The sequence below is a fragment of the Streptomyces sp. NBC_01451 genome (assembly GCF_036227485.1).
In the GTDB taxonomy this organism is placed as follows: domain Bacteria; phylum Actinomycetota; class Actinomycetes; order Streptomycetales; family Streptomycetaceae; genus Streptomyces.
In genome coordinates this window covers 1,804,217-1,824,832 of sequence record NZ_CP109479.1, presented here as the reverse complement: position 1 = coordinate 1,824,832, position 20,616 = coordinate 1,804,217, and the positions used below count along the sequence as shown (strand labels likewise).

The window sequence follows — 20,616 nt, the reverse complement described above, 5'->3', positions numbered from 1 at the left end:
ATGCCCGGCAGGAACGCTCCCCTCGGGACCCCCACCAAGGTCACCCAGGGCTCGAAGACCAAGGGCGGCGTCGGCGAGTCCACGCTTCGCCCCGACGGCACCCTCAAGGTCACCGGCGAGTTCGCGTACTCGTCCGACATGTGGCACGAGGACATGCTCTGGGGCCAGATCCTGCGCTCCCCGGTCGCCCACGCCGAGATCGTGTCCATCGACACGGCCGAGGCCCTCGCGCTGCCCGGCGTGTACGCCGTCATGACGTACGACGACCTGCCGACCGACGTGCGGAACTACGGCCTGGAGATCCAGGACACCCCGGTCCTCGCCCACGGCAGGGTCCGCCACCACGGCGAACCGGTCGCCGTCGTCGCCGCCGACCACCCGGAGACCGCGCGCCGCGCAGCCGCAAAGATCAAGGTCGAGTACCGCGACCTGCCGATCGTCACCGACGAGGCCTCCGCGACCGCGCCGGACGCCGTCCTCATCCACGACAACCGCACCGACCACCACGTCGGCCACGTCGACCACCCGAACATCGTCCACCGCCAGCCGATCGTCCGCGGCGACGTCGAGGCCGCCCGAGCGCGCGCCGACTTCATCGTCACCGGCGAGTACACCTTCGGCATGCAGGACCAGGCGTTCCTCGGCCCGGAGTCCGGCCTCGCCGTCCCCGCCGAGGACGGCGGCGTCGACCTGTACATCGCCACCCAGTGGCTGCACTCCGACCTGCGCCAGATCGCGCCCGTGCTCGGCCTGCCCGAGGACAAGGTCCGGATGACGCTCTCCGGTGTCGGCGGCGCGTTCGGCGGGCGCGAGGACCTGTCGATGCAGATCCACGCCTGCCTCCTCGCCCTGCGCACCGGCAAACCGGTGAAGATCGTCTACAACCGCTTCGAGTCCTTCTTCGGCCACGTCCACCGGCACCCCGCGAAGCTCACCTACGAGCACGGGGCCACCAAGGACGGCAAGCTGACCCACCTGAAGGCGCGGATCGTCCTCGACGGCGGCGCGTACGCCTCCGCCTCCCCGGCGGTCGTCGGCAACGCGGCCTCGCTCGGCGCCGGCCCGTACGTCGTCGACGACGTCGACATCGACTGCATCGCCCTGTACACCAACAACCCGCCCTGCGGCGCGATGCGCGGCTTCGGCGCGGTCCAGGCGTGCTTCGCCTACGAGGCGCAGATGGACAAGCTCGCCGACGCGGTGGGCATGGACCGGGTCGAGTTCCGCCGCCTCAACGCCATGGAACAGGGCTCGCTGCTGCCGACCGGCCAGGCCGTCGACTCCCCGGCCCCGGTCGCCGAACTCCTGCGCCGCGTCAAGGCGATGCCCCTCCCGCCGGAGCAGCAGTGGCTGGCGGCGGGCGAGGCGGCGGACGTACGTCAGCTGCCGGGCGGCCTCTCCAACACCACCCACGGCGAGGGCGTCGTCCGGGGCATCGGCTACGCGGTCGGCATCAAGAACGTCGGCTTCTCCGAGGGTTTCGACGACTACTCGACGGCCCGGGTGCGGATGGAGGTGGTCGGCGGCGAGCCGGTGGCCACCGTCCACACGGCGATGGCCGAGGTCGGCCAGGGCGGCGTCACCGTCCACGCCCAGATCGCCCGTACCGAGCTGGGCGTCACCCAGGTGACGATCCACCCGGCCGACACCCAGGTCGGCTCGGCCGGTTCGACCTCGGCCTCCCGGCAGACGTACGTCACGGGTGGCGCCGTCAAGAACTCCTGCGAGCTGGTCCGCGAGAAGGTCCTTGAGGTCGGGCGGCGCAAGTTCGGCTCCTACCACCCTGCTTGGGCCACGGCCGAGCTGCTGCTGGAGGGTGGCAAGGTCGTCACGGACGCCGGTGAGGTCCTCGCCGACCTGGTGGACGTCCTGGGCGAGGAGTCCGTCGAGGTCGAGGCGGAGTGGCGGCACCGGCCGACCGAACCCTTCGACCTGCGCACCGGCCAGGGCTTCGGACACGTCCAGTACTCGTTCGCCGCGCACCGGGCCGTCGTCGAGGTCGACACCGAACTGGGCCTGGTGAAGGTCATCGAACTGGCCTGCGCACAGGACGTCGGCAAGGCGCTCAACCCGCTGTCGGTCGTCGGCCAGATCCAGGGCGGCACGACCCAGGGCCTGGGCATCGCGGTGATGGAGGAGATCGTCGTCGACCCCAGGACGGCCAAGGTGCGGAACCCGTCCTTCACGGACTACCTGATCCCCACCATCCTCGACACCCCGACCATCCCGGTCGACGTCCTCGAACTCGCCGACGAGCATGCCCCGTACGGCCTGCGCGGCGTCGGTGAGGCGCCCACCCTGTCGTCGACCCCGGCCGTCCTGGCGGCGATCCGGAACGCGACGGGCCTGGAGCTCACGAAGACTCCGGTACGTCCGGAGCACCTCACGGGTACGGCGTAGGCGGTTCGTTGTCGGGTGCGGGTCCGGTGGGGGCTGGTCGCGCAGTTCCCCGCGCCCCTGAAAAGCAGGGGCTGCGCCCGTGCTTTTCAGCCCGCAGGGCCGGGTCTTTGTCTTTTGGGGGCGCGGGGAACTGCGCGAGAAGCCCCACGCACCCGCACCCGGCAACGAACCCCACAAGTACCCCCCTCGCCTCGGGCCGTCCCCCGGGTCGTGCACCTTCCCAGTCCCCTATGAACCTTGGGAGACGGCACACATGACCCAGCAGTCACTGGAGTCGAAAAGCGTCACACGGGACCCGGCGGCCCCCACCCGCTCCGCACTCGACCGCTACTTCCACATCACCGCCCGCGACTCCACCCTCGCCCGAGAGGTCCGTGGCGGCGTCACCACCTTCATGGCGATGGCGTACATCCTCCTCCTCAACCCGCTGATCCTCTCCGGCAAGGACGCCGCCGGAGACACCCTCGGCCGGCACGCGCTGATCACCGCGACGGCGCTCGCCGCGGCCCTCACCACACTCCTCATGGGCTTCCTCGGCAAGGTCCCGCTGGCCCTGGCCGCCGGTCTGTCCGTGTCCGGGGTGCTGTCCTCGCAGGTGGCGCCGGTCATGACCTGGCCGCAGGCGATGGGCATGTGCGTGCTGTACGGCGTGGTCATCATGCTGCTGGTCGTCACCGGCCTGCGCGAGATGATCATGAACGCGATCCCGCTGGCGCTGAAGCACGCGATCACCATGGGTATCGGCCTGTTCGTCGCGCTTATCGGCTTGGTGAAGGCCGGCTTCGTCCACCAGGGCACGGCAACCCCCCTCTCCCTGGGCCCGAACGGCGAACTCGTCGGCTGGCCCGTGCTGTTGTTCGCCGCGACCCTCCTCCTCATCGTCATGCTCCAGGCGCGCGGCACCCCCGGCGCGATCCTCGTCGGCATCGTCAGCGGTACCGTGCTGGCCGTCGTGCTCAACGCGACGGGCATGATCGACCCGAAGCAATGGGCCAGCGGCGCACCGGAGTTGCACGGCAGCGCGGTGTCGATGCCGGACTTCTCCCTTCTCGGGGACGTCGGGTTCGGCGGCTGGGGGGAGGTCGGTGCGATGACGGTCGGGATGATCGTGTTCACCCTCGTCCTCGCCGGCTTCTTCGATGCGATGGCGACGATCATCGGCGTCGGCACGGAGGCCGGGCTCGCCGACAGCGAGGGCCGGATGCCGGGCCTGTCCAGGGCGCTGTTCATCGACGGCGCGGGCGGCGCGATCGGCGGCGTCGCCGGCGCGTCGGGCCAGACGGTGTTCGTGGAGTCGGCGACGGGCGTGGGGGAGGGTGCCCGTACGGGCCTGTCCGCCGTCGTCACCGGACTGTTCTTCGCGGCCTGTCTGTTCTTCACCCCGCTGACGGCGATCGTGCCCGGGGAGGTCGCGGCGGCTGCCCTGGTGGTGATCGGCGCGATGATGATGTCGAACGCCCGGCACGTCGACTGGGCGGACCGCGCCACCGCCGTCCCCGTCTTCCTGACTGTCGTGATCATGCCGTTCACGTACTCGATCACGGCGGGCGTCGCCGCCGGCGTGATCTCCTACGTCGCCATCAAGGTCGCGCAGCGCAGGGCGCGGGAGACCAGTGCGTTCATGTGGGCCCTGACAGGCATCTTCGTCGTCTATTTCGCCCTCAGTCCTATTGAGAGCTGGCTCGGCGCGCACTAGCCGGGCAGCCGAGCCCCGCAAGCCGTTCCGTACGACCGTTGTTGAGGAGACCGAGATGCTGGACATCGCCGAAGAACTGCACCGGTGGGTCGAGCAGGGCCGCGACTTCGCCGTGGCCACCGTGGTGGCCGTGAGCGGCAGCGGCCCGCGCCAGCCCGGGGCCGCCCTCGCGGTGGACACCGACGGCACGGCGATCGGCTCGGTCTCCGGCGGCTGTGTGGAGGGCGCGGTGTACGAGCTGTGCCAACAGGCCCTGGCGGACGGCGAGTCGGTCCTCGAACGCTTCGGCTACAGCGACGACGACGCCTTCGCCGTGGGCCTGACCTGCGGCGGCGTCATCGACATCCTGGTGACGCCGGTACGGGGGTCCGATCCCGTCCGCGAGGTGTTCGCCTCGGCCCTGGCCGCCGCCGCGCGCGGGGAGGCGGCGGCCGTCGCGCGGATCGTCTCCGGCCCGGGAGAACTGCTGGGCCGCGCCCTGCTCGTCGGCCCGGAGGGTTCGTACGAGGGCGGCTCGTACGAGGGCGGCTTCGGCGCCCATCCAGAGCTGGACCGCACGGTGGCCGCCGAGGCGCGCGCGTATCTCGACGCGGGCCGCACCGGCACCCTGGAGATCGGAGAGCAGGGCTCTCGTTGCGGAGCACCGCTCACGGTCCTGGTCGAGTCGTCGGTGCCGCCGCCCCGCATGATCGTGTTCGGCGCGATCGACTTCGCGTCGGCGCTGGCCCGCATGGGCAAGTTCCTCGGCTACCACGTGACGGTGTGCGACGCCCGCCCGGTCTTCGCGACGCCCGCCCGTTTCCCCGAGGCCGACGAGATCGTCGTCGAGTGGCCGCACCGGTACCTGGAACGGACGGCCGTGGACGCACGTACGGTCCTGTGCGTCCTCACCCACGACGCCAAGTTCGACGTACCCCTGCTCCGGCTCGCCCTGCGGCTGCCGGTGGCGTTCGTCGGCGCGATGGGCTCCCGCCGGACCCACCTGGACCGGAACGAGCGGCTGCGCGAGGTCGGCGTCACCGAGCTGGAGCTGGCCCGGCTCAGGTCACCGATCGGACTGGACCTCGGGGCCCGTACGCCCGAGGAGACCGCGTTGTCCATCGCGTCGGAGATCGTCGCCAACCGGCGGGGCGGGAGCGGGGTGTCGCTGACCGGGGCGCACACGCCGATCCACCACGACGTCACCTCGGCGTCCGCACCGGCGGGGCGCATCGGGTCGGTCGCCTGACGTCAGTCGAACTCCGGGCTCAGATGACCGAGTTGAACCCCACGAGTGGACTTACGGGTCACCAGGGTGCCGCGTCCGGGCGGCTGATGGGCAGGTTTGACGGTGCCCAGGAGAAAACCCTCGGTGGGGTCGCCCGAGAGCACGAGCCCCTGCGCGCCGAGCTCCTTCAAGCGGGTCACGAACGGCTCGTACAGAGACCTTGAGGCCCCGGCCGAACTGCGCGCCAGCACGATGCGCAGGCCCAGATCGCGGGCGAACGGCAGGTATTCCATGAGCGGGGCGAGGGGGTTGCCGCTGCTGGTGGCGACCAGGTCGTAGTCGTCGACCAGCAGATACACGTCCGGGCCCTCGTACCAGCCGCGGGCGCGCAACTGCTGGGCCGTCACATCGGGACCGGGCATCCGGGCGTCCAGAAGGACGGCCAGCCGCTTGACGGCCTCGGCGACCGGGGGTCCCGAAGGGCAGTAACCCAGCAGGTACTCCTCGGGTACCTCGCCGAGCAGCGACCGCCGGTAGTCGACGACGAGCAGTTGGGCCTCGCCGTGCGAGAGCCGGGCACGCAGCTGCCGTACCAGCAAGCGCAGAAACGAACTCTTGCCGGACTCGGACTCGCCGTAGACGAGGAAGAACGGATCGCTGGAGAAGTCGAGGTACACCGGGGCCAGACTGGCGTCGTCGATGCCGACGGCGATGCCCTGGCCGGGGGCCTCGTCGGGGCCGGGCAGCTCGTCGAGGGTGACCAGCTCCGGGAGCGTGCGCACCGGGGGAGCCGCCGGGCCCGACCAGTTGTCGCGCACGTGCGCGACCAGCCGGGCGGTCGCCTCGCCGGCGGGCAGCCCCTCCACGTCGCGCTCCAGCCTCGGCAGGGCGGTCAGGAAGTGCAGCCCGGTACGGGACAGACCGCTGCCGGGTATGCCCAGAGGGACGTGCAGTGCCTGACGCCTGTCGATCTCGGACTCCGAGTGGTCGCTGAGGCGCAGTTCGATCCTGCTGAGCAGACGGTCGCGCATCGCCACGCGGACCTCTCCGTAGCGGGCGGCGCTGATCAGCAGATGCACACCGTGGCCCAGGCCGCGCAGGGCGATGTCGTTGACGACAGGTTCGAGTGCCTCGAAGTCCGTCCGGAAGGTCGCCCAGCCGTCGATGACGAGGAAGACGTCCGCCCAGGGCTGGTCCGGCCACTCACCGCTCCCGCGCCGACGGCGGTACGCGGCCATCGAGTCGACCCCGTGGGCGTGCCAGAACTCCTCGCGCTCCTCCAGTGTCCTCGCCACCTCGGCGACCGTACGCCGGACCCGGTCCGCGGCCAGCCGGGAGGAGACGCCGCCCACATGGGGCAGCCCGGCCAGCGGCTCCAGTTTGCCGCCGCCGAAGTCCAGGCAGTAGAACTGCGCGTCGGACGGCTCGTGGGTCAGGGCGAGCGACGCGATGAGCGTGGCCACGGCGGTCGACTTGCCGGACTGCGGCCCGCCGACGACGAGAACGTGCCCCTCGGTCCCGGAGAGATCCAGGCCGAGCACACCGCGCCGGTGGTGGAACGGCTCGTCGACCACCGCGAAGGGGACACTCCGCAGGGGCTGGAACGGCGGGGCGGGCGGGCCGGTTCTCCGCCCGGATCGTCTGCCGGCCGCCTTCGCCGGCAGCAACGACTCCAGCGAGGGCGACGCGTCCAGCGGCGGCAGCCAGATCCGGTGCGCGCCCGGTTCCGTGCCCGACAACCGGCCGACGACGGCGTCCACCAGCGAGCCGGAGTCGTCGGCCCCGGCCGCGCCCGGCAGCGCGGCGGACACGTAGGAGGCCTTGAAGCGGATCAGTACGTCCGTGGTGTCGGCCTTGAGGAACCCGGCGCCCGGGTCCGGCGGCAGATGGTAGGCGTCGGGATAGCCCAGCACCGCACGGGATTCGGAGGCCGAGAAGGTGCGCAGCCCGACGCGGTACGACAGATAGGTGTCCAGCCCGCGCATGCGGCTCTCGTCCAGCCGCTGCGAGGCCAGCAGCAGATGCACACCCAGAGCCCGGCCGACCCGGCCGATCTGCGCGAACAGGTCGATGAGATCAGGCTCGGTGGCGAGGAGTTCGGAGAACTCGTCGATCACCAGCACCAGCGTCGGCAGGGGTTCGAGATCGTCCCGGGAGGCGCGGGCCTGTGCGTACTCGTGGACGCTCGACAGACCGCCCGCGGCCCGCAACAGCGCCTGGCGCCGGTTCAGTTCACCACTGATCGCCTCACGCATCCGCGCCACGAGCCGCGGATCGCCCTCCAGGCCCGTGACGAGCCCCGAGACGTGGGGCAGCCCCGCGAGCGGCGCGAACGTCGCGGTGCCCTTGAAGTCGGCCAGGACGAAGGCCACTTCCTGCGCCGAGTGGCGGACGGCCAGCCCCAGGACGATCGACCGGAGCAGCTCCGACTTGCCGGAGCCGGTCGCACCCACGCACAGACCGTGCGGGCCCATCCCGTGGTGCGCGCTCTCCTTGAGGTCGAGGAACACCGGCCGGCCGTCCTCGCCGACCCCGATCGGCACCCTCAGCCGGTCCTCGGGATCCGACCGGGCACGCAGGGCAGGCAGATTCGGCGAAGCCGGGTTGTCGACGCCCAACAGGCCGGTGACGACGCCTCCTTGGCGGCCGGCGGGAGACTTGACGGGCGCACCGGTGTCCGCCCGGGTCCGCAGCGCCGCCCACCCCGCCCGGACCAGTTCCGTCGTCTCCGCCAACGACTCCCGCGCCGCCGCCGGTCCCGCCCCGTCGTCGAAGCGCGGCACCGCGACCCGGAACCGACGGCGCCGGGACAGTGCCCAGCCGACCGCGACCCCCGACGCCAGCGCGGGATCGAAGAAGGACTCCTCCGGGTCGTCCAGGGCGAGTTCGAGCCGAGTGCCCAGCAACCCCCGCAGATCCGTGCTGAAGTCGCTCCAGCGGCGGGCCGTGACCAGCAGATGGACACCGTAGTTCAGGCCGGTGTTGGCCAGCTTGTGGACCGTGTCCTCGAACCCCGGGTGCTCCCAGGCGAAGTCGAGCCAGCCGTCGATGACGAGGAAGACGTCGCTCGCCGCCCCCTCCTCGATCCGGCCCGTGGTGCGCAGCGCGCGGAACGCCTCGATGGAGTCGATGTCGAGGTCGCGGAACAGGGTGCGCCGGGTGGAGATCACGGCCTTGACCGCCGTGAGGGCGTTCTCGACCGCGCTGTGCTCGTGCGGCGCCGCGAACGTCCGTACGTGCGGCAGCGAGCGCAGCACCCCGAGCCGGTTGACCGCCCCCTCCAGCAGATAGAACTCGGCCTCGTGCGGGGTGTGGGTCAGCGCCAGGGACATGATCATGGAGCGCAGCAGGGTGGTCTTGCCGCTGCCCAGCCTGCCGACGACGGCCGCGTTGCCCTCCCGGCTGGAGAAGTCGACGCACACGGGATCGCTGCCGGTGATGTTCTCCAGCCGGCCGACGGGCACGAGCAGCCGGGACGCGCCCTCCCACGCGTCGCAGCCGAAACCCCGGTCGACGGTCTCCACGGGCGGCGGCAGCAGGGAGCCCAGCGTGAGTTCCTCGGCCATCGCGGCCCGGGTGGCGGGCCCGGCGGACGCGTCGACCCAGGGCGCGTAGGCGAGGGCGACGTTCCCCTCGCACTGGCCCGACTTGGTCGGCGTCTGCTCGGGCCCCGCCTGGTTGACCACCGTGTCGTGGACGTACGTGTACAGCTCCTCCGGGGTGATCACCCCGTCCCGGTTCCGGTCGGCGAGGCCGGTGCTCAGCCCCTCGATCACGGCCGCCGTGAACCGCGGGGCCGTCAGGCTGTTGTCGACGGTGAGGTGTTCACCCTCGTACGCGTACTCCAGGGCCGTCGACGCCGTGATGACGAACGTGCCGCGCCCGCCGAGCGCCGCCTCGACGTTCACGGGCGCGGGGGACATGGGGGAGCCCCGGTGGAAGAGCCCGCTGTAACAGCAGTCCAGCAGCACGATCTTGGTGCGGGCCTCGCACTCGTCGAGGAGCTGGTGCAGGAACGCGGCCGGGATGGCGGTGGTGTGCGGACGCTTCAGCTGTGTGCCCAGCGTGGCGAAGAACAGCCGGTCGGCGTCGTTGCGGATGCCGTGGCAGGCGAAGTAGAGCAGGACGAGATCGTCGGGGTCGCGGTTGCTGAGCACCTCCTCGACCGCGGTCTCGATCTCCTCCTTCGGCCGGTTCGGCAGCTCGCGTACGAAGTCGAAGCGGCCGATCGCCGGGTCCCTCAGCAGGTCCTTCAGCTCGGCGGCGCCCCGGGCCGGTGCCCTGAGCCGGTTGAGTCCGGGATCCTGATAGCCGTCAGTCGCGACGAGCAGTGCGATCCGGCGTCCCGCCATCGCCAACTCCCGGATCGCTGTTGGTGTTCGCGCCGGTCGCGACGGCGGTGCCCGGATCGGCCGGGCCGCCCGCCACCGCGGCCGTCCCCGCCTCGATCCGTGCCGTCACCGCCTCGACCAGTGCCTGCTGGTCCTTGGCGGACAGGGCTCCGAACGACCCCTTGTGCCCGTCGATCTCCCACTCCACCGACCGCGCCTTCGAGCGCTGCACGAAGGCGACGACGACATTGCTCACGGCCTTGAGCGCGGCGGCGGAGAAGGCGCCGCTGACCACCAGCACCGCGAGGTCGTGCCCGACCCCGGCCATCGACTCCTCGGGCGCGGCCACTGTCCTGCGCTCGACCCGCAGGAGGCCGAGCGTGCGCAGATCGCCGTACAGACTGCGGACCTGACGGTCCGTCCGCTCCGCGGTGGCGTCCGGACCCGAGTCGATCCGAAGCTCCAGCCGCACGCTCTCCTCGTGCACGCTCTCCCCTTCCCCCGACCGGCCCGTGGTGCCGACACGTGGAGTTGATCGTAGCGTCCGTCAGCCCATCCTCAGGAGCCGGTTGACCGCCCGCCCGAACACATACCGTGCCGCCCCCGCCAGCAGAGGGTCGAACAGGGACGGCAGAAGTCGTACGCGCAACTCCTCGTGCCAGACCACCCGTGAGCGGCCTCCCGGGCCCGGGCGCACCTCGATCTCCGCCCAGCCCAGGACGACCCGGCCGCGCTTCTCCAGGCGGCACAGACCGGGGACGCCGTCCGTCGGGGGCCGCCAGACGGTGACCTCCATACGGTCGTCGAAGGCGAGGGGGCCGATCCCCGAGCGGGCGACGAACACCGTGCCCTCGTGGGTCGGCGGGGCGGTGAGCACCGTGACGCGGGTCAGGGGGACCACGGAGGCGTGGCGGGGCCACTCCGTGAGCCGGCCCCAGGCCTCGTCGAGGGGGAGCGGCACCGTACGTTCGAGGAGGAAGTTGACCACGGCACGATCGTAGGGAACCCGACGGGCGACACGGCGCGTTCCCGGTGTTCGGGGCGCGTGTTCACAGTGGACTCTCAGGCCGGGCCGTGGCGGGAGCGACGGGACCGGGGCGTGGATGTGCCCTGCCGACCGCTTCCGCCTCCGCACGGGGTACGGCAGCATGGGCGCGATCTCGTGACCCGTGACCCGCACCCCCGGCCGGAGGGCACCGCGTGGAACGTCAACCGCACGACAGACTCGACGAGTTGCAGAGAGACCCCTATCCGCTCTACGCCCGTGCCCGCGACGCCGAAGGGCTGACCTTCGTCGCCGAACTCGATGCCTGGCTGGTCGCCAGGGACGCCGACGTACGTGAAGTGCTGCGCCGCGCCGACGACTTCTCCTCGGCCGGTGCGCTGCGCCCCGACGTCATGCCGGCGCCCGCCGCCCTCGCCGTGCTGGGCGGCGGCTTCGGCGGGCGGCCCGTGGTCGTCGGCGCGGACGGCACCCGGCACCAGGAGCTGCGGGCCCCGATCGTCAGAGGCCTGTCGCCCGCGCGGGTCGCCGCCGTCGTGCCGTACGCCGCCGAGCGGGCCGCCGCCCTGGTCGACGCGTTCATGGACGGTGAACACAAGGAAGGGCACGTGGAGTTGATGTCCGCGTACGCCCGCCGCCTGCCCGGAGAGGTCATCGGCAGGATCGTCGGACTGGACCCCGCCGACGTTCCGGCCGTCGTGCACGGCGGGTACCGCGCCGAGGAACTCCTCTTCCGGCCCCTGCCCGAGGACGAGCAGATCGCCGTCGCCCAGGACGTGGTGGCGACTCAGCACATCCTCGACCGGTACGCCCGCGACCGGCACGCCGAACCCCGCGAGGACCTCTGCACGGACATCGTGGCGTCCGTCACCGCCCCCGACAGCGGTGAGGGCGGCGCCGAACTCACCCTCGACCAGCGCCACGAGGTCGCCTCCCACCTCCAGAACCTGCTGATCGCCGGACACCTCACCACCACCGCGCTCATCGGCACGACGGTCCTTCATCTGCTCCGGCACCCGGACCAGTGGCAGCTGCTGTGCGCGGAACCGGACCGTATCCCGGCCGCCGTGGAGGAGGCCGCCCGGTACGACACGGCGCTCCAGGGGTTCCGCCGCGTCACCACCCGGCCCGTCGTCCTCGCGGGCACCGAACTCCCCGCCGGGGCAACCCTGTTCGTCGCCTTCGGGGCCGCCAACCGGGACGGTGCGCGGCACCCGGGACCGGACGGGTTCGACATCACCCGCACCCCGGTCCGTCACCTCGCCTTCGGTCTCGGCGCCCACGCCTGCCCCGGCTCCCAGCTCGCCCGTGAACAACTCCGGCTGACCCTGGAGGAGTTGACCAGCCGGCTGCCGGGCCTGCGGCTGTCGCGGGAGCACCCGGTCACGATGCGGCCGACGATGATCCACCGCTCTCCGCAGAGCCTGCATCTGACCTGGTGACCGGTACACGCGCCCGGTTCCGGTGCTCGGACCCTCCCCGGGGCCGACGGCCGAGGGAGTGGAGCGCCTTAGGGCCTGTCCGGCGGATCATGCCGGAGACGCGGGGCTTGGCACGCCCGTCTGCGGCGTTGTCGTCACTCGCCGACGCTCCGCGTCGACTCCCTCCTCCGCCTTGCAGCCAGACGCACCAAGCCCCGCTCACCTGCGTCTTCTCGGCACCGCGGCTGTCCTCCGACCTGACCGCCGGACAGGCCCTAGCCCGCTCGGCCTAGCTCGACCGGCCCCGCCCCGCCGAAGTGACGTATCTCTGGGAGGAGAACGCATGCCGGCCCGCTGAGGAGGCGCTGTGGCGAGTTCCCGAGTGACGACGTCGGCGGTGGCGTTCCTTCTGGGGGCGCTCGTGCCGACCGGAATCGCCACGGCCGCCGCCGCGCCCACGCCCGAGGCCTGCACCGCCGGCACCGGCCCCTACCAGCAAGAGCTGGAGGAGCATCTGAGGCTGCCCGTGGACGGCCGGCAGACGCCCGCCGACTGCGAGGCGATCCGCACCTTCCAGAACCGCAACGGGGTGCGGCCCGCCGACGGTTACGCGGGCCTCACGACCTACCGCACGATGCTCGTCGTCGAGGCCCGCGCCAACCCCAACGCCGCCGGGAAGTGCCCGGTGCGCACGTACCGCGTCGCCTGTGTCGATCTGGCCCGGCAGCTGATGTGGGTGCAGACCGGGAGCCGGGTCGTGTACCCGCCCGTGCCCGTCCGCTCGGGGCGGGACGGCTACGAGACCCGCACCGGCTGGTTCACCGTCTACTGGCGGGACCTCGACCACTACTCGGACCTGTACGACAACGCGCCCATGCCGTACTCCCAGTTCTTCAGCGAGGGCCAGGCCTTCCACGGCACCCCCGGCGACCTGTTCAGCGGCGGCTCCCACGGCTGCGTCAACCTGCGCCTCGACGACGCCCAGCGGCTGTGGAACACCCTCGCCGAGGACGACGCCGTGTACGTGTGGGGCGTGAAGCCGGGTACGGAACGCGGGCTGAGGGCCCGGCCCGCAGAGTCCGCGGACGCGCTCACGCCAGCAGACGTGCCCCCAGGTCCTCGCCCGGAAGGGCACCCGGAAGGACGTACGCCACCGCCGAACCCCGGTGCTCGGTGAAGCGGCTCAGCTCGTCCGTCGCCGTCATCCGGTGCTGGACGCGCGAGAACAGCGCGGGATCCCGCATGAAGGCGAGGAACAGCAGGCCCCGGTCGTCCGGCCCGTCGTCGTAGCTGTAGCCCCGGCGCAACATCCGCGCGCCCGCGTCCAGCCGGGGACTGGCCGCCCGCACGTGCGCCCCCAGCGGGATCACGTACCGGCCCTGCGGCGTCTTCGCGAAGATGTCCACGTCGTCGTGCTCGTGCCGCCGCCCCAGCGGCGCCCCGCTCGCCCGGTGCCGCCCGATGATCCGCTCCTGCTGCTTCGTGCCGAGCCGCGCGAACCCGGCCACGTCGATGTGCACCCGCCGTACGACGAGGAACGTCGCGTCGTCCGACCACACCCAGCGCTCGCACTCCTCGGGCGTCGGGTTCTCCGTGCCGTCCTTGAAGCCGAGCAGGTTGCGCGGTGTCTCCCCGGCCGGGGCCGACGGCAGGAACCCGGTCTGCCGTCGGCGCGGGCGCAGTATGTCGCCCGCCAGCCGGGTCAGCGCGCTCGCGGCGGCCGACGTGACGCGCGGGTCGTCGGCGCAGAGCTTGACCAGCAGATCGCCGCCGCCGTACACGGGGTCGAGCCGGTCGTCGGGGAACGGCGGCAGCTCACGCAGCGCGGGCGGCGCGGCGACGCACAGCAGCCGGGGGAGCCGGGGACCGATCGCCACGGTCGCGGTGAGCCGGGACCTCCCGGCGCCCCCGGCCTCCTTGAGCTCCTTCGCCTGTGCGGGACCCGGGGGCGGAAGCTCGCCGTCCAGGACCTCCGCCAGTGCCCGCGTCCACCGCCCGAACACCTCCCGCAGGGCACGTACGCCGCCCGCTCCCCGTACCGCCGGGGCGAGGTCGTACGCCATGACGAGCGCGGCGGACTGCTGGGGGGTCGTCACGCCTGCCTGGCGCGGGCCCCGGAAGCGGAACGCCGGGGGGCCCGCGGCGGCGGGACGGGAGCGTGCGCCGTCGGCACACGCGGAGGTGGTCGCGGCGAGGGTGCCGAGGACTGCGGCGCGGGTCAGGACGTCCCGGCGTGCGGGGGCCGACGCGCCGTCGGGCGTGGGAAAAGCGGCATGTGCTGTCATAGGAGTGAAAGGGACGATACATCTGCGATCGTGCCAAAAATTATCTTTCCGCGCATCGGACGATCCGTGTCCCGCCGAACCGCCTCCCGCCGAACCGCCTTCCGGGGCCTGCTCGTCGCCGTCTGCCTCCTCACCGGCGCCACCGCCTGTACGGGTTCCTCGCCCCGGGGGTCCGCCGGGGCCGCGCCGGCCCCGGTCGTCCGGGTGCCGCAGGACACCGACTCCCTTCAGGAGGCGGTCGACCGGGTCGGCGAGGGCGGTCTCGTCCTGGTGTCGCCCGGCGTCTACCGGGAGAGCGTGACCGTCACCAAGGCGCGGGTCGTGCTGCGTGGCCTCGACCGCTCCCGGGTTGTCGTCGACGGGGAGTTCGAGCGCGCCAACGGCATCACCGTGACCGGCGCGGGCTCCGTCGTGGAGAACCTGACCGTCCGCAACCACCTCGCCAACGGCCTCCTGTTCACCGGCGTGACCGACGAGTCCGCCCTGCGGGCGGGCCGCGCCGGCGGCTCGGCCTACGACCCGCTGGACACCGTGAGGTTCCCCCCGCTGAAGGGCTTCCGGGCCTCCTACGTCACCGCGTACAACAACGCGCTGTACGGCATCTACGCCTTCGACGCCCGCAGCGGGATCATCGAGCACTCCTACGCCTCCGGACACGCCGACTCCGGGATCTACGTCGGCCAGTGCCGCCCCTGCGACACGGTCGTCCGGCACAACACCGTCGAGCACAACGCGGTGGGCCTGGAGGTCACCAACGCCTCCGAACGGCTCTACCTGCTGGGCAACCGGGCCGACCGCAACCGGGTCGGCCTGACCCTCAACTCCAACGACCTGGAGGCGCTCGGCCCGCAGCACGGCGCGATCGTCGCGGGCAACGCGCTCACCGACAACAACGACGACGCCGGTCCCGAGCAGGCCGACGGCGGCTTCGGCATCGGGATCGGGGCGGGCGGCGGACGCGCCAACGTCATCGAGCGCAACCTGATCAGCGGCAACAGGGCGGCCGGGGTGCTGCTCAGCGACGTACAGGGCTATCCGGCGCGGGCCAACACCGTGCGCGCCAACCGGGTCACCGGCAACGGCACCGACCTGGTCCTGGCCACCGGCACCCCGGCCGGCAACTGCTTCACCGGCAACGGCGAGTCACTCACGAGCCCGGCGCCACTCCCGCGCGAGACGCGTTGCGGGAAGGGCACGCGGGGGGCCGCACCGACCCGGCCGGACACGGGGCTGGTGCGGGATCCGCTGGGGCACGCGTCCCCCGTCCAGGCACCGCCGGGTGTCTCGTTCCAGGACGTCCCGGCGCCGCCCGGCCAACGGCAGATGCCCGCAGCCGCCACGGCTCCGGCGCGAGCGGCGGTGGGCCTGCCGGGCAAGGTGAACCCGCAGGAGTTCTCGTTGCCGGGTGCGGACTAAGGGGCGCGGGGCTGTATCGCTGGGCGGCTCCGCCGCGTGGGCGCGACAAGCCACAGCGCACCCGCAGCCGCCACACGACACTCATCGCTCCCCCCAGGGCGCACCTGGGAGAACAACCCCCCGCACTCGAACTCCACCCAGATCCAGTGTGACCGTCCGACCCTCGCCGAGATCCACCCGGACGCGCCGCATTCCCCCCTTGTCGTCGATCCAGTACGACAGGGGAGACCGGTCCCCCCGAGTACCGGCCGGGGACGCGGACGCGTTCGGACGGGGCCGAGGCCCCGAGAAGACGTCGTAGCGCCGACCGTCCACGCGCTCGTCGCGCAACCGCAACGGCCCCGACCGCGCGAGCAGTTGCGCGTTGTCGGGCCGGTCGGCGCCCAGCGACAGGGCCAGCCGCAGGGCCGTGTCGAGCGGGGCGGCGCCGAACGCGCGGCGCTTCCACGCGGTGTCCTTCAGCCGCCCCGCAGCGCGCAGCGCATCCTCGGCGGCACCCGTGGGGGATGCGTCGGCGACCGCCAGCCCGCTCCGGTCCCAGGCGAGCAGGCCGTCGTCGGGACGTCCGGCGCCCGTCACCTCGTACCACCCGACGGCGCGGTGGCGGCGGTGGTCGACGACGGCGCGTACCACGGCCGTGCCGTCGCCCGACGCGGTGCGGACGGTGATCTCCGAGGGGCTGATCCGGTACGTGCGGAAGCGGGCCAGGGCCAGTCGCTGGGCCTCGTCGGCGGAGAGGGGGCGGGGTCTGGAATCGCCGCCACCGGTGAGGAGGAGGAGACCGGCGCAGGCCGCCGCGGTGAGGACCCCCGCCGCCCACCGGGCCCGCCGTACCCTTCGCGCTCCTGGCGTTCTCGGTGCCTTCGCGGCCGTGCCGCTCCTGATGCGTCGCATGGGACGTCTCTACATGCGGGCGGGCCGCGTACCGGTCGACACCGGTACGCGGCCCGCCCCGCGTCACCCTTCCGGGTGCGCGGCCGTCACCCCACTGGGCAGGGTGTCAGCACTTCTTGCCCTTGCAGGGCTCACCCCGCTTGTTGGCGATCTTCACGATCAGCCCCTCGGTGCCCGTGGCGTTCGCCAGGGTCAGCCGGTAGGGGCCGAACACCGGGTTGTCCGGCAGGACGTACCCCTCGGGTACGTCCTTCTCCACGAGGTAGTACGTGGCGATCCGGTTGCCGTCGAAGGAGCACTTGCCCGTCCGGCCGGTGACACAGTCGCCGACCATCCGGTCCCTGTCGGCGCCGGTCCGCTGGAGTCCGGTCCTGCCGTTGCTGTCGAGCCACAGCTGGAAGACCGCGCCGCGCAGCGGCTTGCCGGTCTTCTTGTCGGTCTTGACGACCGTCAGCGCCAGCTCCTTGACCAGGCCCGCGTCGAGGGTGAGGTCCTGACGGTTGCCCGGCCCGAGGGTGACCACCGGGGAGCAGCCGCCGGTCGGGTCGACGACCGAGTCGTCACCGACCGCGCCCGCGTTCTGCCGGGTCCACAGGTAGCCGCGCGGACCGCGGAAGCAGACCTTGTAGCGCCCGTCGGGCAGGTCCGTGAACAGGTACTTCCCGGCCGTGTCCGTCCTGGTCGTCCTGATCACGTCACCGGTGGCGGGGTCGATCAGCTCGACCGGAACATCCTTCGCACCGGGCTCACCCGGGTCCTGGACGCCGTTGCCGTCGGTGTCGTACCAGACGAGGTCGCCCAGCCTGTTGAGCTCGACGAGACCCGCGTCGAGGGTGAGGTCCTGGCGGTTGCCCGGGCCGAGGGTGACGACCGGGGAGCATCCGGTGGCCGCGTCGACGACCGAGTCGTCACCGTCCGCGCCCGCGTTGCGCCTGGTCCAGGCATAGCCGGCCGGCTTCACGAAGCAGACCTTGTACCTGCCGTCGGCCAGCTTGTCGAAGAGGTACTTGCCGTTGGCGTCGGTCTTGGCGGTGTTCAGCAGGTCGCCGTTGCCGTTGTACAGGTTGACGGTGACGTCCGGCGCCGGTGGCTCGCCCCGGTCCTGGATGCCGTTGCCGTCGGTGTCGTACCAGACGAAGTCGCCCAGCTTGTCGACCGGACCGACCAGACCCGCGTCGATCGTGTGGTTGACCTGTCCGGGGTCGCCCACGGTCACCGTGGTCCGGCCGGCCGGGTCGACGTTCGAGTCGAGCGCGCGGTCGGAACCGGCACCCTGCTGGGTCCACTTCAGCTGGGCGAGGGTCGGGGAGCCGGGCAGCTTCGACGGGTTGACGCCGGTGTAGTCGAAGGCGGTCGCGTACTCCGTGTTCGGCGTCAGGCCGTCCTTCGTGCCCAGGTAGTACTCGCCGTTGGCGTCGGTCGTGGCGGTCAGCTCACGGCCGTCCGTCGACGTCAGCTTGACGACGACGCCCGGGACGGGTGGCTCGGACGGGTCCTGGACGCCGTCGCCGTTCGAGTCGTACCAGACCCGGTTGCCGATCTGGACGGGCGCCTGGTCGCAGACGAGTTCCAGGTCGGCGAGGCCGTTGGCCTTGCCGAAGAGGTTCTGCTGCAGTTCGAGCGTGTTCGCCATGGTCGGCTGGACGAGCAGGTTGCCCTCGACCGCCCCGTTGTCGGCGGTCCAGCGGCGGACGCCCTGCTGGAAGGGGGAGTACGGGTCGAAGACCGTGCTCCACACCTTGTTGCGGTACGGCTGGAGCACCGTGCCGCCTTCACCGATCTGCTCGTGGACCGCGTCGGAGAGGGTCGTGGAGTCGTCGTAGAACTCGCCGCCGCCCGGACCCTCGCCGTTGGTGGGGAGGGGCGGCGCGCTGGTCAGCCCGCCACAGGCGCCGGCGCTTTCCAGCGTGTACGTCGTCCCGGACTTGCAGGCGCGCAGTACGTCACCGGCGGCGATGCCGGTGACCAGCGGACCCTGTGTCGCGTTGTAGGCGAACGTGGCGGTGCCCGTCATGTCGCCGAAGCGGTCGCGGTAGCCCAGCACCAGGTCGCCGTTGTCGGCGATCTCGATGTTGGACAGGATGGGCTGCGGGGCGGAGATGAAGGAGTGCGTGTCCGTGCCCGGGACCCGCTCGTTCCAGGCCTCCCACTCGGCGCTCATCACCTGGCCGACCGTGGACGGCTTGGTGCAGCGGTAGGCGTTGGCCGGCAGACCGGTGAACCGGTAGGCGCAGCCGCGCGGGTAGTTCAGCGCGTGCGTGAAGATCTCGCTGAACGCGCCGTCCTTGAACTCGTAGACGTGGGCGCTCAGTTGCGTCGGGTCGCCCCACGGGAAGTCCGAGGTGACGGTCCCCTCGGCGCCGCACACCCCGCCGACCAGTACGCGCTTGCCGCGCACGCCGATGCCGTACGGGTGCCACTGGCCGGTACAGGCCTGCGGCCTCGGGATGTCGTACGGCGTCTGCGTGCCGGGCCTGACGGTCTCGCCGGAGCCGAGGAGGGCCACGCTGTACAGCTTGGAGTCGTTCAGGTTGACCGCGTACAGCGTCCTGCCGTCGCCGGAGACGTCGACGTCTCCGATGCCCTCGCGGCCGACCTTGCTGTAGACGGCGTTGTCGTGCAGCCAGTTGTCGGTGGTCTCGTGCGCGGTGAGTGTGCCGGGCAGCGTGACGAAGGTGTCGACGGTGGTGCCGGCGCCGAACTGGCGGTAGATCGTGTTGGTGTTGCCCGCCGGGCCGTAGGCCGTGTGCCGCTTGACCAGCGTGCCCATGTACTTGTTGCCGGTGCGGTCCACGCCGATGCCGAACACGGCCTGCTGCTTCGTGTTGTCGGTCAGCTGCGTGACGGTCCCGCCGGGGGCGGTGTTCGTGAAGTTCCCGGCGAAGGACACCAGGCCCTTGTAGGTGCCGGGGGCGTCGCCCTTGGTGAGGTTGCAGGTGACCAGGTCCGGGTTCTCCTGGCAGTAGACGCCGGGCTCCCAGAAACCGGTGGTGTACGTGACGTCCGTACCGCCGGAGACGTCGACGAAGCCGACGTTGCTGCGCATGACGTCGGCGCCCGAGCCCAGGCCCGCGACGGCGGGGGAGAGGGTGCCGGGGTCGGGGTTGGTGACCTGGACGCGGTACTTGCCGCCGGTGAGCTGGGTCGTGGCCGCGAAGACGGCGGTGCCGTCGGTGCCGGTCGTCACGGTCCGGACCTGGCCGGCGTCGTCCGTCAGGGTGACCTTGACGCCGGCGAGGCCCGGCTCCAGGACGCTGTCGTACGCGCCGTCCGCGTCCACCTCGGTGACGACCCGCACGGTCACGGTGCCGTCGCCGGTGGCGGCGGCCCGTGTGTTCACGGCGAGCGGGCCGAGCCCGGTGGCCGCGAGAGCCGGTGAACCGGTCGCGACCAGCGCGAGACTCAGACCGGTCAGACCGGCCAGCCGTCTCCGCCGTCCCGGTGGAGCGTCGTGCAGGCGCCGGCGCGAGGCGCCGGTGCCGGGTTCTGCTCTGAACACTGTGTCCTCGTCTCGTGGAGCGAACACCCCCATCACGCTATGTATGGGATCGGTGAAGAAGATCAAATCGGCCCGTTCGGAGGAACTGGACGATTATCGGACCGGCAAGGTGGGGCCATCGGGGGTGCGGCGGACGTCCCGGCGGTGATCTCGCGGGTGCGTATGGGTTCCGTCAAGAGCGGCTGGGCGGCCGTATGGGAGCCGTCAACGGGGGCCGGATCCGGTCACGGAGGCGCTTTGCTCTGACTGTCCGAACCGATCCACTCCCCACGTCTAGCTAGGAGCTCGCGATGGCCGATCTGGCCTTCGTCGTCACCACGATCGCGGTGTTCGCGCTGGTGGCTCTCGCCGCCAAGGGGGTGACGAAGCTGTGACCGCCGAGAACGTCGTCGGCCTCGTCGTGGCCGTCGCCCTGCTGGGCTATCTCGTCCTCGCCCTGATCTTCCCGGAGAGGTTCTGAGTCA

At 71.8% G+C, this 20,616-nt stretch carries 12 protein-coding genes and 1 pseudogene; 7 read left to right on the top strand and 6 right to left on the bottom strand.

Annotated elements, in window-relative coordinates:
• The 3 genes from OG595_RS07830 to OG595_RS07820 all read left to right on the top strand — a co-directional run bounded on the left by OG595_RS07830 (position 1) and on the right by OG595_RS07820 (position 5,324).
• The gene (locus tag OG595_RS07830; protein WP_329269350.1) at positions 1–2,400 is read left to right on the top strand and encodes a xanthine dehydrogenase family protein molybdopterin-binding subunit; all 2,400 of its coding nucleotides are present in this window, start codon (positions 1–3) and stop codon (positions 2,398–2,400) included.
• Positions 2,401–2,653: 253 nt separating this feature from the next.
• Positions 2,654–4,096, top strand: coding sequence for an NCS2 family permease (locus tag OG595_RS07825; protein WP_329269348.1), 1,443 nt, complete (start codon positions 2,654–2,656; stop codon positions 4,094–4,096).
• Between the two features lie 55 nt (positions 4,097–4,151).
• Positions 4,152–5,324: an XdhC family protein gene (locus OG595_RS07820; RefSeq protein ID WP_329269346.1), complete on the top strand. Its 1,173-nt coding sequence runs from the start codon at positions 4,152–4,154 to the stop codon at positions 5,322–5,324.
• Between the two features lie 2 nt (positions 5,325–5,326).
• Here OG595_RS07820 and eccCb read toward each other — a convergent pair whose 3' ends face one another.
• The 3 genes from eccCb to OG595_RS07805 are packed head-to-tail and all read right to left on the bottom strand — an operon-like array spanning position 5,327 to position 10,622.
• On the bottom strand, positions 5,327–9,655 hold the full coding sequence (gene eccCb / locus OG595_RS07815) for a type VII secretion protein EccCb (protein ID WP_329269344.1): 4,329 nt from the start codon (positions 9,653–9,655) through the stop codon (positions 5,327–5,329).
• Positions 9,618–10,121, bottom strand: coding sequence for a hypothetical protein (locus OG595_RS07810; protein ID WP_329269342.1), 504 nt, complete (start codon positions 10,119–10,121; stop codon positions 9,618–9,620). Before OG595_RS07810 ends, eccCb begins: the two co-directional genes overlap by 38 nt.
• Before the next feature lie 60 nt (positions 10,122–10,181).
• A complete protein-coding gene (locus tag OG595_RS07805) occupies positions 10,182–10,622 on the bottom strand; it encodes an SRPBCC family protein (RefSeq protein WP_329269340.1) in 441 nt (146 codons plus the stop codon).
• 212 nt (positions 10,623–10,834) lie between these two features.
• Between OG595_RS07805 and OG595_RS07800 the strand changes: the two genes are divergently transcribed.
• Together OG595_RS07800 and OG595_RS07795 are read left to right on the top strand one after the other, a co-directional pair.
• Positions 10,835–12,079: a cytochrome P450 gene (locus OG595_RS07800; protein ID WP_329269338.1), complete on the top strand. Its 1,245-nt coding sequence runs from the start codon at positions 10,835–10,837 to the stop codon at positions 12,077–12,079.
• A gap of 361 nt (positions 12,080–12,440) precedes the next feature.
• A pseudogene (locus OG595_RS07795) lies at positions 12,441–13,106 on the top strand (L,D-transpeptidase family protein); the annotation flags it as partial.
• Positions 13,107–13,149: 43 nt separating this feature from the next.
• Here the strand turns inward: OG595_RS07795 and OG595_RS07790 are convergent.
• Positions 13,150–14,343, bottom strand: a complete 1,194-nt coding sequence (locus tag OG595_RS07790) for a Dyp-type peroxidase (RefSeq protein WP_329269336.1) — start codon at positions 14,341–14,343, stop codon at positions 13,150–13,152.
• Positions 14,344–14,409: 66 nt separating this feature from the next.
• On the opposite strand from OG595_RS07790, the gene OG595_RS07785 reads away from it, so the two are divergent.
• Complete coding sequence (locus tag OG595_RS07785; RefSeq protein WP_329269334.1) at positions 14,410–15,759, top strand: right-handed parallel beta-helix repeat-containing protein; 1,350 nt, start codon at positions 14,410–14,412, stop codon at positions 15,757–15,759.
• 81 nt (positions 15,760–15,840) lie between these two features.
• Here OG595_RS07785 and OG595_RS07780 read toward each other — a convergent pair whose 3' ends face one another.
• Positions 15,841–16,653, bottom strand: a complete 813-nt coding sequence (locus OG595_RS07780) for a hypothetical protein (protein WP_329269332.1) — start codon at positions 16,651–16,653, stop codon at positions 15,841–15,843.
• 106 nt (positions 16,654–16,759) lie between these two features.
• Positions 16,760–20,179 (bottom strand): SdrD B-like domain-containing protein, encoded by a 3,420-nt coding sequence (locus OG595_RS07775; RefSeq protein WP_329269330.1) that lies wholly within the window; start codon positions 20,177–20,179, stop codon positions 16,760–16,762.
• 343 nt (positions 20,180–20,522) lie between these two features.
• Here OG595_RS07775 and kdpF point away from each other — a divergent pair, with 343 nt between their 5' ends.
• The gene (gene kdpF / locus OG595_RS07770) at positions 20,523–20,612 is read left to right on the top strand and encodes a K(+)-transporting ATPase subunit F (protein WP_009326374.1); all 90 of its coding nucleotides are present in this window, start codon (positions 20,523–20,525) and stop codon (positions 20,610–20,612) included.
• Positions 20,613–20,616 lie beyond the last annotated feature (4 nt).